This is a genomic window from Curtobacterium sp. MCLR17_045 (genome assembly GCF_003234405.1).
GTDB classification, from domain to species: Bacteria; Actinomycetota; Actinomycetes; order Actinomycetales; family Microbacteriaceae; genus Curtobacterium; species Curtobacterium flaccumfaciens.
In genome coordinates this window covers 31,437-45,694 of record NZ_QKTB01000026.1, presented here as the reverse complement: position 1 = coordinate 45,694, position 14,258 = coordinate 31,437, and the positions used below count along the sequence as shown (strand labels likewise).

Annotated in this window: 13 protein-coding genes; 9 read left to right on the top strand and 4 right to left on the bottom strand. The window is 73.5% G+C overall.

The genetic code is table 11. The features are described 5' to 3' along the window. Positions 1-116: 116 nt before the first annotated feature. Both DEJ05_RS14395 and DEJ05_RS14390 read left to right on the top strand, forming a co-directional pair. On the top strand, positions 117-956 hold the full coding sequence (locus tag DEJ05_RS14395; RefSeq protein ID WP_111110750.1) for a DUF1684 domain-containing protein: 840 nt from the start codon (positions 117-119) through the stop codon (positions 954-956). A gap of 101 nt (positions 957-1,057) precedes the next feature. Then, complete coding sequence (locus tag DEJ05_RS14390) at positions 1,058-2,080, top strand: transporter (RefSeq protein WP_111054616.1); 1,023 nt, start codon at positions 1,058-1,060, stop codon at positions 2,078-2,080. A gap of 69 nt (positions 2,081-2,149) precedes the next feature. Here the strand turns inward: DEJ05_RS14390 and DEJ05_RS14385 are convergent, their stop codons facing one another. Then, the gene (locus DEJ05_RS14385; protein ID WP_111110749.1) at positions 2,150-2,710 is read right to left on the bottom strand and encodes a histidine phosphatase family protein; all 561 of its coding nucleotides are present in this window, start codon (positions 2,708-2,710) and stop codon (positions 2,150-2,152) included. 103 nt (positions 2,711-2,813) lie between these two features. Here DEJ05_RS14385 and DEJ05_RS14380 point away from each other — a divergent pair, with 103 nt between their 5' ends. From DEJ05_RS14380 to DEJ05_RS14370, 3 genes are read left to right on the top strand one after another with little or no spacing between them, the layout of a single operon-like run. Then, positions 2,814-4,052: an LLM class flavin-dependent oxidoreductase gene (locus tag DEJ05_RS14380; protein ID WP_111110748.1), complete on the top strand. Its 1,239-nt coding sequence runs from the start codon at positions 2,814-2,816 to the stop codon at positions 4,050-4,052. Continuing rightward, positions 4,049-5,434 carry an NtaA/DmoA family FMN-dependent monooxygenase gene (locus tag DEJ05_RS14375; protein ID WP_111110747.1) on the top strand — a complete coding sequence of 462 codons (1,386 nt, stop codon included), beginning with the start codon at positions 4,049-4,051 and terminating at the stop codon, positions 5,432-5,434. The genes DEJ05_RS14380 and DEJ05_RS14375 overlap by 4 nt, the downstream gene beginning before the upstream one ends. Beyond that, positions 5,431-6,573 (top strand): LLM class flavin-dependent oxidoreductase, encoded by a 1,143-nt coding sequence (locus tag DEJ05_RS14370; protein WP_111110746.1) that lies wholly within the window; start codon positions 5,431-5,433, stop codon positions 6,571-6,573. The genes DEJ05_RS14375 and DEJ05_RS14370 overlap by 4 nt, the downstream gene beginning before the upstream one ends. A 214-nt stretch (positions 6,574-6,787) precedes the next feature. Here the strand turns inward: DEJ05_RS14370 and DEJ05_RS14365 are convergent, their stop codons facing one another. The 3 genes from DEJ05_RS14365 to DEJ05_RS14355 are packed head-to-tail and all read right to left on the bottom strand — an operon-like array spanning position 6,788 to position 9,733. Further along, positions 6,788-7,804 carry a transporter substrate-binding domain-containing protein gene (locus DEJ05_RS14365; protein WP_111046890.1) on the bottom strand — a complete coding sequence of 339 codons (1,017 nt, stop codon included), beginning with the start codon at positions 7,802-7,804 and terminating at the stop codon, positions 6,788-6,790. 40 nt (positions 7,805-7,844) lie between these two features. Then, positions 7,845-8,618: an amino acid ABC transporter ATP-binding protein gene (locus DEJ05_RS14360; RefSeq protein WP_111110745.1), complete on the bottom strand. Its 774-nt coding sequence runs from the start codon at positions 8,616-8,618 to the stop codon at positions 7,845-7,847. Continuing rightward, positions 8,618-9,733: an amino acid ABC transporter permease gene (locus DEJ05_RS14355; RefSeq protein WP_111110744.1), complete on the bottom strand. Its 1,116-nt coding sequence runs from the start codon at positions 9,731-9,733 to the stop codon at positions 8,618-8,620. The genes DEJ05_RS14360 and DEJ05_RS14355 overlap by 1 nt, the downstream gene beginning before the upstream one ends. A 154-nt stretch (positions 9,734-9,887) precedes the next feature. On the opposite strand from DEJ05_RS14355, the gene DEJ05_RS14350 reads away from it, so the two are divergent. The 4 genes from DEJ05_RS14350 to DEJ05_RS14335 all read left to right on the top strand — a co-directional run bounded on the left by DEJ05_RS14350 (position 9,888) and on the right by DEJ05_RS14335 (position 14,230). After that, entirely contained in the window at positions 9,888-10,139 is a 252-nt protein-coding gene (locus DEJ05_RS14350) for a DUF4287 domain-containing protein (RefSeq protein WP_111110743.1), read from the top strand. Positions 10,140-10,225: 86 nt separating this feature from the next. Continuing rightward, positions 10,226-11,221: a hypothetical protein gene (locus tag DEJ05_RS14345; RefSeq protein WP_111110742.1), complete on the top strand. Its 996-nt coding sequence runs from the start codon at positions 10,226-10,228 to the stop codon at positions 11,219-11,221. Positions 11,222-11,303: 82 nt separating this feature from the next. Continuing rightward, complete coding sequence (locus DEJ05_RS14340) at positions 11,304-12,683, top strand: alpha/beta fold hydrolase (protein ID WP_111110741.1); 1,380 nt, start codon at positions 11,304-11,306, stop codon at positions 12,681-12,683. Beyond that, a complete protein-coding gene (locus DEJ05_RS14335) occupies positions 12,680-14,230 on the top strand; it encodes a GMC family oxidoreductase (RefSeq protein WP_111110740.1) in 1,551 nt (516 codons plus the stop codon). Before DEJ05_RS14340 ends, DEJ05_RS14335 begins: the two co-directional genes overlap by 4 nt. Positions 14,231-14,258 lie beyond the last annotated feature (28 nt).

The window sequence follows — 14,258 nt, the reverse complement described above, 5'->3', positions numbered from 1 at the left end:
CCGCCCGTGCGCGCCCGCCCCCGCCCGCCGACCCGCCCGCGCCCCCGCCCCGCCGCCCGCCGACGCACGGCGACACGATCGTCGCGCCGCCGGGCCACGAGTCGTACGGTCGACCCATGAGCACGACGACCCCGACGAGCGATACCACCCCGACGACCCCGGCCGCACCGACCTTCGCGGAAGCGTGGACCACGTGGCACGACGACCACGAGCAGGCCCGGGCGAGCGAGCACGGGTTCCTCGCGATCACGAGCATCCGCTGGCTCACCGCCACACCGGAACGCTTCGAGGACGCCCCGGGCAGCTGGTCGACGGACGAGGACGGCCCGGTGGTCGCACTGGCCGACGACGAGACGATCGAGGTCGACGGACAGCCGGTCACCGGGACGCACCGGTTCGGCCCGCTGCCGGAGCGCTCGAGCACGAACGTGGTGTGGCGCGACGGCGACGAGACCGTGGTGATCGAGGTCGCCCGGCGCGGCGGCAGTGACCTGCTGCGCCCGCGGCACCCGTCGAACCCGACCCGCGTCGAGTACCGCGGCACCCCGGCGTACGCCCCTGCTGAGCGCTTCGTCGTGGACGCGCACTTCGAGCCGTTCGACACCCCGCGCGAGGTCACCGTCGGCAGCGTCGTCGACGGCCTGCTGCACGTGTACGAGGCCCCCGGCGTCCTGACGTTCGACCTCGACGGGCCGCGGTCGCTCCTGGCGTTCAACGGGCACGGCGGGGGTCTGCACGTGCTGTTCACCGACCGCACGAGCGGAGTCACGACGTACGCGGCGAACCGGAGTCTCGACATCGCCGCGCCGGATGCCGACGGTGCCACCCGCATCGACTTCAACCGGGCGACGAACCTGCCTTGCGCGTACACCCCGCACGCGACCTGCCCGCTGCCGCCCGCCGAGAACCGGCTCGACGTCGCGGTCGAGGCGGGCGAGCAGCTGCCCGCAGCCTGACCGCGGAGCACGCACGGCCCGCGGGCACGCACGCCCCGCCGCGCGCACGGCCCCCGACCGCGCGACGCCGCAGCCGACCAGTCCACGAGAATGGGGGAGCCATGCCACGACCCACCTCCCGCATCCCGCTCAACACCCTCGCCGTCCCGTTCGGCCTCGCCGGCTTCGCCGAGACGTGGTCGTACGCCGCCCCCGTGCTGCACCTGCCCACCGTGGTGCCGCAGGTGTTCTGGGCGATCGCCGCCGTCGCGTGGGTGTGGCTGCTCGGTGCGCACATCGTCCGGGGCGCACGCGTCAGCGAACGGCTGGTCGACCAGCTCCGCCACCCGGCGCAGGGCCCGATCGCCGCGCTCGTCCCCGCGACCGCGATGCTGCTCGGCGTCGACCTCGCGCGGTTCGCCCCCGTCGCCGGGCAGGTCGTGGTGCTCGCCGCCGTGGCCACCGCGGCCGGGTTCGCCGCCTGGCTGCTGAGCACCTGGTTCGAGGGCCGGCTCGCCCTGGAGTCCGTGCACGGCGGCTACCTGCTGCCGACCGTCGCCGCGGCCCTGGTCGCCTCGGTCGCCACGCACGAGGTCGGCGTCGGCTGGTTGTCCTGGCCGGCCCTCGGCGTCGGCGTGTTCTTCTGGGGCGTCATGACCGGCCTGCTGCTCATCCGGCTGGCGTTCCGGCCGGCGCTGCCGGGGCCGCTCGTGCCGACGATGGCGATCCTGGTCGCGCCGCCGGCGGTCGCCACCCTGTCGGTGTTCGCCCTCACCGACGGCGCTGTGACCCTGCCCGTGCAGGCCATCGCGGGGCTCGGGGTCCTGATGGTGCTCGTGCAGCTGGCCCTGCTGCCGCGGTATGTCCGCCTGGCGTTCTCGCTCGGGTTCTGGTCGTTCGTGTTCCCGGCCGCCGCGGTCGCCACCGCCGCGGTGGAGTGGTTCCGGGCACTCGCGCTGCCGTCCGCCTGGATCCCCACCACCGCGTTGCTGGCGCTGCTGAGCGTGCTCGTCGCGGTCGTCGGTGCCCGCTCGATCGGCCTCGCCGTGCACCACCTGCTCGGGCAGGCCGAGCGGACCCTGCACGACGCCGACGACGAGGACGCCGCCCCCGGCCCCGTGACGGGAGCGACGCGCGTGGTCTGACGAGCGAGGCAGTCGGGCCGCGCAGGCGGCGGACGGGAGGCCCGTGGCGGCCCCGCCCCGCGCCTCCCGTCAGGTCGCGGGGACGCGTCTCCAGCCGCCGGTCGCCCGCCAGGCGGGCGCGTCGAAGTGGAAGACGCTGCCCATGCCGGGCTGGTCGAGGGCGCGCGTGATCGGGACGCCGCGCAGGTGGGCCAGGAGCAGTGCGCCGACCGCACCGTGCGACACGATCGTGACGTCGCCGGTGGCGCAGTGCCGGCGGACGGCCGCGACGATGCGCTCCTGGGCGTCGATCGCCCGCTCCCAGCCGCGGACCGACTGCTCGGGCTCCGCGAAGAACGCGTCGACGACGGCCTCGAACTCGGACGGCGGCAGGTAGCCGGTCGCGCTCCGGTCGATCTCGCCCAGCAGGGGGTCGCGCTCGACCGGCAGTCCGACGGCGCTGGCGAGCAGGTCTGCGGTCTCGACGGCCTTGCGCTCGGTGCTCGAGACGATCCGCCGGGAGACCGGTGTCCATGCGAGCCGGTGTGCGGCGGCGGCCCGGACGCGACCCTCGGGCGACAGCCCCCACGACTCGATCGGGACCGCGGGGTCGACCACCACTTCAGCGTGGGTCAGGAACGACGAGACCATCCGGCGATCCTCGCACGGTGCGCGGTGCGTCACACGGCGACACCGTCGGTCACGTTCCGCAACACCGCTTCGCCGCCCGGCCGAACCGTCCTAGCGTCGCCCCATGACCGTGCCCGACCGAATCACCCTCGTCACCGCGCTGCAGGGCGCCGGCTGGCACCCCGCCGCCTGGCGCGCCGCCGGCCCGGCAGCGCAGCGCCTCACGAGCCTCCGGCACTGGCGCGACGTCGTCGTCGAGCAGGACCGGCTCGGCGTCGACGCCGTCACCCTCGAGGACTCGTTCACCGCCGGCCCCACCGACCCCGACGGCGACCTCGACACGTCGACCGTCGTCGGCCGCCTCGACGCCCTCCTCGTCGCGAACGCGGTCGCCCCCGCGACCCGCGCGATCGGTCTGGTGCCCTCCGTCTCGGTCACGCACACCGAACCGTTCCACGTCGCCACGGGCCTCCAGACCCTCGACCACGTCTCGCTGGGGCGGGCCGGATGGCGGATCCAGGTGAGTCCGACGACCCGCGAGGCCGCGCTGTTCGGCCGCCGCCCCGGCGGCGACGACGCGGCCACGCTGTTCGACGAGGCCCGCGAGGCCGTCGAGGTCGTCTCCCGCCTCTGGGACAGCTGGGACGACGACGCGATCATCCGCGACGTCACGACCGGCCGCTTCATCGACCGCGACCGCATCCACGACGCAGCGTTCTCCGGCTCGTTCGTGTCGGTGCACGGCGCGTCGATCGTGCCGCGGTCGCCGCAGGGGCGGCCGCCGGTCTTCGCGCTCGCGCACCGCTCCGACGCGGCGGCGTTCGCGGTGGACGCCGCGGACGTCGTGCTGGTCACGCCCGGCTTCGACGGCCGGGAGGCACGGGACACGCTGGCACTCGTCCGTGGCGCCGAGCAGGCGGCCGGGTCCGACCTCCGTCGTCCCGTCCTCGCGGACCTCGCGGTGCTCATCGGGTCGTCGCCGGCAGCCGCCGCCGACGAGCTCGCCGCACTCGACGCGGCCGCCGGCGCCCCGTACGCCGTCGGCTCCGGGTCGGACACGTCCGTCCTCGCGACGACGGTGCCGGACCTCGTGGCACGGATCGGGGACCTGCGGGCCCTCGGGTACGCCGGCGTCCGGCTCCGTCCGCTGCGCATCCCGATCGACTCGACCGCCATCGCGCGGCAGCTCGTCCCGGCGCTCGTCACCGCGGGACTCCGCGCCGACGTGGCGTCCCGTCCCACCGCCGACCTGCGCACGCGGCTCGGCATCGCGCCGGCGGTCAGCCGGTACGCGCGTCCTGCCGTCACCGGTGTCGGTGTCAGTTCCGGTGTCGGTTCCGTCTCCTCGGGGGTCTCAGCATGAGCGCCAAGCGTCAGGTCCACCTCGCCGCCCACTTCCCGGGCGTCAACAACACCACCGTCTGGAGCGACGACCGAGCCGAGAGCCAGATCGCGTTCTCGTCGTTCGAGCACTTCGCCCGGAACGCCGAGCGGGGGTTCTTCGACTTCCTGTTCCTCGCCGAGGGGCTGCGGTTGCGCGAGCAGAAGGGACGCATCCACGACCTCGACGTCGTCGGACGCCCGAACACGCTCGCGATCCTCGCCGCGCTGGCCGGGGTCACCGACCACATCGGGCTCGTCGGCACGCTGCAGACGACCTTCAACGAGCCCGTCGAACTGGCGAAGCAGCTCGCCACGCTCGACCACCTGACCGACGGTCGTGCCGGCTGGAACGTCGTGACGAGCTCGGACGCGTTCCACGGTGCGAACTTCCGCCGCGGCGGGTTCCTCGACCACGCCGACCGCTACACGCGAGCCGCCGAGTTCGTGGAGCTGTCCCGCGAACTCTGGGACTCGTGGGAGTCGGACGCGATCGTGGTGAACGGGTCGGGCGCCGCCGGGCCGCTGGCGGCCGGCGTGTTCGCCGACCGCTCCCGCATCCACGACGTCGACCACCACGGTCCGCAGTTCGACGTGACCGGCACGTTCCCGGTCCCGCGCAGCCCCCAGCGCCACCCCGTGATCGTGCAGGCCGGCGACTCCGACGAGGGCCGCGACCTCGCCGCCGGGCACGCCGAGGTGATCTTCTCGCTGCACACCGAGTTCGACGACGCGCAGTCGTTCTACCGCGATGTCACCGAGCGACTCGAACGGGTCGGCCGGTCGAAGGACGAGCTGCTGATCCTGCCCGGCGCGACCTTCGTGCTCGGCGACACGGCGGACGAGGCCGAGGAACGTTCCCGGGCGATCCGCCGTGCCCAGGTCAGCCCGGCGACGGCGATCGCGTTCCTCGAACAGGTGTGGAACCGTGACCTGTCGTCGTACGACGTCGACGGGCCGTTGCCCTCGATCGAGCCGGACCTCGAGGGCGCCGACATCACCCGTGGCCGCGTCCGCCACACCCGCGACGTGCCCGCATTGGTGCAGTCGTGGCGCGACCTCGCCGCGGCCGAACACCTGTCGATCCGTGACCTGGTCATCCGGGTCTCGACCCGTGGCGGCTTCGTCGGGACGCCCGCACACATCGCCGCCGAGATCGACCGGTACGTGCAGGAACGCGCCACCGACGGGTTCGTCGTCGTGCCGCACACCAACCCGTACGGGCTCGACGAGTTCGTCGACCGGGTCGTCCCACTGCTGCAGGAGCGCGGCGTCTACCGGCAGTCGTACGACGAGGGCGCGACGCTCCGGCAGACGCTCGACCTGCCCGGACGGGTCCTCGACCGGCAGCGGGTGCTCGCATGAGCCGGGTCCCGCTCTCCGTCCTCGACCTCGTCCCGGTGAGCAGCGGGTCGACCCCGGCCCAGGCCCTGGCGAACACGGTCGACCTGGCCGTCGCCGCGGAACGTGCCGGGTACGCCCGCTACTGGCTCGCCGAGCACCACCTGAACCCAGGCGTCGCGGGCAGCGCCCCGACGATCGTCATCGGTGCGGTCGCCGCAGCCACCTCGATCATCCGGGTCGGCAGCGCCGCGACCCTGGTCGGCAACACCCGCGGGCTGCAGATCGCCGAGACCTTCGGCACGCTCGCTGCGCTGTACGGGCCGCGCATCGACCTCGGGCTCGGCCGCTCAGGAGCACCAGCACCCGGCACCCCGAAGCCGCCGTCGCTCGCCCCGCGGACCGACCAGGTCGTCGACGGCCTGCTCGTCCCCGCGCCGTTCGAGTTCCGCATCGCGCCGGGCAGCCGGTTCGCCCTGCAGGGGGAGCTGCTCGGCCGGGTGCCGGGCGACGTCGAGCGGTTCGCGGGCGAACTCGACCTGATCCGCGGCCTGTTCGCGGGCACCTGGTCGCGGGACGGTGCGGTGATCGAGGCCCCACCGGCCGCGGGCGCCGCCGTCGAGCTGTGGATCCACGGCTCCACCGGCGGCGAGAGTGCCCGGATCGCCGGCGCGCTCGGCCTGCCCTACGGCGCGAACTACCACACGTCCCCGGGCACGGTCCTGGCGTCGGTGCAGGCCTACCGCGACGCGTTCCGCCCGGGCGTGCTCGACGCGCCGCACGTCATCGTGTCGGCCGACGTGCTCGTGGCGCCGACCGCGGCCGAGGCGGACGAGCTCGGGCTCGGGTACGCCCAGTGGGTGCACTCGATCCGCTCCGGCGTCGGGGCGATCGAGTACCCCGCCCCGGACCAGGCTCGGGAGCTGCGGCTCCCCGCTGAGGCCGAGGCGTCGGTGGCGGACCGGCTCGCGACCCGGTTCGTCGGCGAACCGGTACACGTCGCGGAACGGCTCGAGACGCTCCGGCGGGTCACGGGCGCGGACGAGTTGCTCGTCACGACGATCGCGCACGACCACGACGCCCGCGTGCGCTCCTACGAGCTGCTCGCCGCGGAGTGGGTGGCGCCTGTCGTCGAGGGGGAGTCCGCTCTGGCTGCGCGCTAACTCGCTGCGTGCGCATGTTCCGACGTCCCACCTGTCGTTCGACTGGTGGGACGTCGTTCGTTGCCCACGCATCGGGTGCGTGTGCATGTTCCGACGATCCACGAGTCGTTCCCCTGGTGGATCGTCGATTGTCGATCGTCGAGCGGGGAGTGCCGCCCCCCGCACGCACGACACCCCCGCGACCACGACGGCCACGGGGGTGTCACGGCACACCTCAGCTGTTGTCGAGCGGCAGACCCTCGGGGTTCACCTCGGACGTCTTCACGGCCTCGTTCGACAGGTTGTAGGCCGCGAGCCACTTCGCGTAGGTGCCGTCCTCGATCAGCTCGTTGATCGCCGCCGCGACGGGCTTCGCGATCCCGCTGCCCTGCTTCGTCGTCGCGGCGATGAGCCCCTGCAACGAGGAGCCGGCGCCGGAGTACGTGCCCGCGGTCTTCGTCGCCTTCGCGGTGCCCTTGCTCTGCGTGTTCTGGTAGGCGATCGTCGGGTTCGGGCCGAAGTATGCGTCGATCTTGCCCGAGTCGAGCGCGAGCTTGATCGCGTTGCCGTCCGGGTAGTACTTGATCGTGAAGTCCTCGCCCTTCGCCCGGAGTTCCTTCTGCCACTCGAGCAGGATGTTCTCCTGGTTCGTGCCGGAGCTGACGGACAGGGTCTTCCCGGCGAGCACGGACGGGTCGCCGTCGAAGCGCAGCGAGCTCGACGCCAGCACCTGGAACGCCAGGTTGTCCTGCCGGTACGAGGCGAAGTCGTACTTCTCCTTGCGCTCCTCGGTCACCGTGACGTTCGAGAACCCGGCGTCGTACTTGCCGCTGTCGATGCCGACGAACAGGTTGTCCCACGTGGCGTTCTGCACGTCCGCGCGCAGCCCGAGCTTCGCGGCGACGAGCCGTCCGAGGTCGGGCTCCGAACCGGTGATCGTCTTCTGGTCGTCACCGGTGAAGGCGAGCGGCGGGAACCCGGCGGGCAGGGCCCCCACGCCGATCGTGAGCTTGCCGGACTTCCGGACCGCGGCGGGGAGCGCGTCGTGCAGCTTCGTGTCCTCGGTGACCTCGACGGTCGTCTCCTTCGCCGCACCGTTCGAGGCGGCGCCGATGGTGACGGAGCCGTCGGGTGCGCCGCTCGTGTCGGCGGAAGCGCCCGCGGAGCACCCGGCGAGGGCGACGACGACGCCGGCTGCGAGGACGAGGAAGCCGGCGCGGTTGCGCCAGCGGGCGGGGGTGATCGTGGACATGGTTCTCCTTGGGGTGCGTGCGGGGATCGGGGGTCTGGGGTCAGCGGACGCGGGACAGGAAGTCGCGCGTGCGGGTGTGCTGCGGGTGGTCGAGCACCTGGGCCGGCGGCCCCTGCTCGACGACCCGCCCGTGGTCGAGGAACACGACGTGGTCGGCGACCTCGCGGGCGAAGGCGATCTCGTGGGTGACGATGACGAGCGTGGTGCCCGTGTCCGCCAACCCCCGGATGACCCCGAGCACCTCGCCGACGAGCTCCGGGTCGAGCGCCGAGGTCGGCTCGTCGAGCAGGACGACCGACGGCTCGAGCGCCAGGGCCCGGGCGATCGCGACCCGCTGCTGCTGCCCGCCGGACAGCTGCCGGGGGCGGGCGGAGCCGCGGTCGCCGAGTCCGACCCGATCGAGCAGGGTCTGTGCCCGCGCTCGGGCCGTGGCGACGGGGACTCCGGCGGCGATCGGCCCCTCGGCGACGTTCTCGAGCGCGGTGAGGTGCGGGAACAGGTTGAAGTGCTGGAACACGAACCCGATCCGGGCACGCTGCCGCAGGATGTGCCGCTCGGGCAGCTCCTTCCAGCGGGGGACCCCGTCGCGGCCGGTGCGCAGGCGGACGCCGATGGGCTCGTCGCCGACGGTGACGACCCCGCGGTCGAGCGGTTCGAGGTGGTTGATCGCCCGGAGCAGCGTGGACTTGCCGGAACCGGAGGGGCCGAGGACGACGGTCACGCTGCCGGTCGGCAGCGACAGGTCGATGCCGTCGATGACGACGCTGTCCCCGAACGCCTTGACGGCCCCGTGGATCGCGATGGCGGCGCTCATCAGATGCTCCTGTCGTCGACGGTGGAAGCGGACCCGGACGCGACCACGCGCTCGGCGGCGGCTGCCCGTGTGCGGCGACCCGCGCCTCCAGGCCGTCCCGGACCACGTCCGGGCCCGCCGCCCCGCAGCGCGCTCCGCACCCGCTGCCACGGTGTCGGCGGCAGCGCACGGACCGACCCGCGGGCCGTCCAGCGCTCGACGTAGTACTGCACGATCGAGACCGCGCTGGTGAGCACGAGGTACCAGATGGTGGCGACGACGAGCAGCGGGATGATGTCGCCCGGGTAGGTGCTCGACAGGTTCTGCACCACGCCGAACAGGTCGAGCAGTGACACGTAGAACAGCAGCGACGAGGCCTTCAGCAGGCCGACGACCTGGTTCACGAACGCCGGGACGATCGACCGCAGCGCCTGCGGCATGATCACCCGCAGGAACTGCCGGCGACGGGGGAGCCCGAGCGCCTGCGCCGCCTCGTGCTGCCCGTGGTCGACGGCGAGCACCCCGGCACGGACGATCTCGGACGCGTAGGCGATCTCACTGAGGCTCAGCCCGATGACCCCGATCGCCAGGTCGCCGAGCAGGTTCGCGGTCGGCACCTCGAACTGCGGCCCGAAGGGGATCCCGATGCCGATGGTCGGGTACAGCGACCCGAGGTTGTACAGGAAGACGAGCACCAGGATGAGCGGCACCGACCGGAACAGCCACACGTACCCCCACGCCAGCCCGGACAGCACCGGGTTGTGCGACAGCCGGGCGATGGCCACCAGGATCCCGCCGGCGAAGCTGATCACGGCGCTCAACGCGGTGGCGGTGAGCGTCAGCTGCAGGCCGGTCAGCACCGCCGGGCTGAACAGCCACTTGCCGACGGCCGGCCAGCCCCACTGCTCGTTCGTGAACAGCGTCTCGCCGAAGTTCAGCAGCACGACGAGCACGAGGGCCGCGGCGATCCACCGCAGCGGGTGCCGCAACGGCACGACGGAACGGTCGAGTGCGGCGTGTCCGGCCGCGTCGATGGTCGCCGTCTCCGGCCTGGAGGCGCGGCTCGCCCCGGTCGTCCGGCCCGCGTCGTCGACGCTGGTCGCCTCCCACTGCGGGGCCCTGGTGGTCTCGGTCATGTCGCGACGGTAGGAGGGCCGGCCGACGCCGACAACGCCTCGCGCAACACCCCGCCACGCGGCGCAACACCCGGCCATCCGGCGCAACGCGGCGTCACAGAACGGTGTCCTGCGTGACGTTCCGTGACGGCCGACGGAGCGCTACCGTTGCGCCATGACAGCGCATCGTGTGACCGCCCCGGTGCCCCCGGCGGACGGCACCAAGGTGCAGGGTCCGGCGTCGTACTTCCCGAGCATCGAGACGACGTACGGGCGCCCGGTGCAGGAGTGGCTCGACCTGGTCGCCGACCGGCTCGACGACCACCAGCACATGGAGGTCGTCGGGTGGCTCAAGGCCGAGCACGGCCTCGGGCACGGGCACGCGAACGCCCTGGTCGCCTACGTGAAGCACGCGCTGGCCTCCTGAGCGGTTTTGCGTGGTGTGGTGCCGCGGCGGTGTCGGTCGCGGTGCGTGGTGCGGCGGGTGTCGGTGGTCGTTCCTAGCGTGGGGGCGTGGCCGAACCCGTCGATGCGTGGTGGCGCCGCCGACAGTGGTCGCGCGGCGAAGCGGTGCCGTACGCCGTGGGACAGTTCCGCGCCGACTGGGCGCCGTACCCGGTGCTCATCCGGCAGTACCACCCCGACTGGAACCACGGCGTCGTCCTGACCCAGGTCCCCCCGGCGGCCGAGGTCCTGCTCACCTGGGAGTGCGACGTCGGGCACGTCTTCGTGGCGACCCCGTCTGAACAGCGGTCCCGCCCGGGCCGTGAGCGCCGCCGCTCCGTGTGGTGCCCCGAGTGCGCCGTGCAGGCCCAGCCGCAGCGGTGGCCGGTGCTGCCGTCGGACTGGCCGCAGGCCGTGCCGGTGCCGCAGCGGGTCGTCCGGAGTGCCGGACGACAAACGCTGCCCGCGGCTCCGGTGCGCGGGGTCCCGGCCGGAGCCGTCGCGTCGAGCCGTTCCCGGTCCCGGTCCCGTCGGCCCGTCGCCGGGTCGGCCGGGTCGGCCGGTGGGGCGCCACGGCGGACCGCTCAGTCCGTTCCCCGCACGATCTGCCCGAAGACCCCGCGGCTGCCGTCGGGTGAGTCGTTCACGAGCGTCTGCGCCCCGGCGACGGCCTCGGCGGTCGAGGCCGAACTCCGCGGCATGCTGTCCGAGCGGTTCGCATTCACCTACGACCACTCCGCCATCCGACTCGACCGCCCGTTCTTCGACCACGTCGAGGCCTGGCCGGACATCATCCTGCCCGAGCTCCGCGTCGCCATCGAGTACGACTCCACCGGTCGGCACGGCCTCGAGCACGTCGGCCCGCGGCAGGAGACCGACCGGAAGAAGGACCGCGCCGTCCGCGCCGTGGGGTGGGAGGTCGTCCGCATCCGCACCGGGCGGCTCCCCGCGCTCGGCCCGTACGACCTCCAGGTCTCGGGGATCTCCGGCCGGACCGTCGACCGGCTGGCGGACACCCTGCGCGAGCTCCGGGGCGCGCTGTTCGTCGACGCGTACGCCCGGTGACGCCGTCGATCGGGGTACACGCGCGACCCGGCGGGGTACGGCCCGGCTGGGAGCGGTCGCGAGCGACGGGTAGGTATACAGGGTGACCACCGTCTTCTGTCTCCACGCCCTCGGCGCGAGTTCCGGGGAGTTCGCGCTGCTGCGCGCCGAACTCCTCGGCGACCTCGACCTGATCGGCATCGACCTGCCCGGCTTCGGCCGCAGCCCGGCGTCGTCCGGCACCACCGTCGAGGAGATGGCCGTCCTGGTGGAGCGCGCGATCGGGGCGAGCGGCTCGACGGAGTGGATGCTCCTCGGGCACTCGATGGGCGGCAAGGTCGCCACGGTCGTGGCCGACCGCACGATCTCCGGCGCGAACGGCCTGTTCGGGCTGCGGGCCGTGGTGCTCCTCGCCGCGTCCCCGCTCGCCCCGGAGCCGATGGACGACGACCGCCGCTGGACGATGCTCTCGTGGGCTGCCGGCGGCCCGATCTCCGTCGAGGACGCCGAGGAGTTCGTCGCCGCCAACACCGCGTCGCCCCTGGCGCCTGCGCGGCACATCGCGGCGGTGCAGGACGTCGAGCGGACCGACCCCGCGGCCTGGACGGACTGGCTGTCCCGCGGCAGCCGCGAGGACTGGTCGGACGCCGCACCGAACCCGGTGCCGGCCCTGGTGCTCGCCGGTGCCGAGGACGGCGACCTCGATGCCGACGCCCAGCGCCGCCTGACCCTGCCGCACTGGCCGAACAGCGAGCTCCACGTCGTCGACGGCGCCGCCCACCTGCTGCCCTGGGAACAGCCCGAGGCCGTGGCCGAGCGCATCCGCGACTTCTGGCAGCGCCGGGTCACGGGGTCGCCGGTCGTCCCCGTGGAGCACGCCCGCGTGATCGCCTCGCCGCGGGTCAGCGCCCGGACCCGCGGCCTGCTCGCCGAGCGCGCGCTGCCCGACGACCCGTCGGCCGCACCCCACGCGCTGACGCCGACGCAGTTGGACACCCTGCGCGCCGTCGCACGGATCGTCGTCCCGCAGCCCGGCACCGACCAGGTCGACCTGGCGCTGCGGGTCGACGCGCAGCTGGCCGCGGGGCTCGGCGACGGCTGGCGGCCGGACGGCCTGCCGGTGGACGCCGAGGCCTACCGTGCCGCACTCGACGTGCTCGCTGCACCTGCCCGCGACGGCGTGCTCGACCAGGCCCTCGAGTCCGTGGCGGTCGGGCGGTACCGCGCTGACGGCGACCTCGACGCCGAGCAGCTGCGCGCGTGGTTCGAGGACGCCAGCGTCGACCTCGTGAAGCACTGGCTCGCACACCCCGCCACCATGGCCGCCATCGACTTCGACGGCTACGCGAACGGCGGCGACGGCGTCCGCAAGCAGGGCTTCCAGCTGCTCGCGGCGGGCGAGCGCGAGGCCTGGGAACCCGAGGCCCCCGCCGGCACCGCCACCACGATGGACACCGCACCGACGACCGGAGCTGCACGATGAGACTCGACGGACAACGCACGTACGGCACGGACGACGTCGTCGACGTGGTCGTGGTCGGCACCGGGGCCGGGGGAGCACCGCTCCTCGCATCGCTGGCCCGCAGTGGCCTGACGGTCGTCGCGCTCGAAGCTGGCCGCAACACCGAGCCGGGCGACCACGTGCCGGACGAGGTCGCCGCCCCCGGTGACATCAACTGGATGGACGAGCGGCTGAGCGGCGGTGGAGCCCCCACGGCCTTCGGCCCCAACAACAGCGGCACGGGCGTCGGCGGGTCGACGCTGCACTGGGGCGCGTTCACTCCGCGGCCGAGCGAGCACGACCTGCGGCTGCGGACCGAGAGCGGCGCGGGGCAGGACTGGCCGATCAGCCACGCCGAGCTCACCGGCTGGATCGAGCAGGTCGAGCACGACGTCGGCGTCGCCGGCCCCGAGCACTACCCGTGGGACCCCTCCCGCCGCTACCGGATGCGCCCGCCGGCCCGGAACGCCTCGTCGGACATGATGATGCGCGGCACCGCGGCCGCCGGGATCACCGCGACCGACGCCCCGGTCGGCCTGACCACCGAGGACCGGCACCAGGAGCACCACGGGCTGCGCCAGGCCTGCGTGTCCTGCGGCTCCTGCCACCAGGGCTGCCGCAACGGCTCGAAGGTGTCGATGGACACGACGTACCTGCCCGCCGCAGTGGCGTTCGGTGCCGAGATCCGTCCGGAGTCCTTCGTGCACGGTATCGAGCTCGACGCGGCGGGACGGGTCGAGGCGGTCCTGTACACGGCCGACGGCCGCGAGCACCGCCAGCGCTGCCGGTCACTCGTCCTCGCCGCGGGTGGTGTCGAGACGCCGCGACTGCTGCTGCACACCGGTGTCGCGAACGGCAGCGGGCAGGTCGGCCGGAACTTCACCGCGCACGGAGCCACCCAGGTGTGGGCGCGGTTCGACGAGTCGATGCGCTCGTACCGTGGGTACCCGTCGTCGATCATCACCGAGGACTTCGTCCGACCGGCGGACGCCGACTTCGCGGGCGGCTACCTCATCCAGAGCCTGGGCGTGCAGCCGCAGACCTTCGCGACCTCGCTGGTCCGGGGCGGCGGACTCCGCGGTGCCGAGCTCGTCCGGGCGCTGCAGGACTACCCGTTCTCGGCCGGCGTCGGCATCAACGCCGAGTGCCTGCCGTACGACGACAACCGCCTCGAGCTGACCGACGAACTCGACGAACACGGTGTCCCGCGTGCCCGGGTGTCCTTCACCCCGGGCTCGAACGAGGAAGCGATCCGCCGCCACGCGGTCCGCACGATGACGACCATCGTCGAGGCCGCTGGCGGTCAGGACGTCCGGGTGCTCGAACGCACGGCGCACACCATCGGCACCGCGCGGATGGGCACGGACCGCGAGACCTCCGTCGTCGACCAGGACGGCCGCTCGTGGGACGTCCCGAACCTGTGGATCGCCGACAACTCGGTGTTCCCGAGCGCGGTCATCGCGAACCCGGCGCTGACGATCATGGCGCTCTCGCTCCGTACCGCCGACCGCATGCTGCAGGCCGCCTGAGCAGGCACCCCGACCGCCCGGTCGGGGC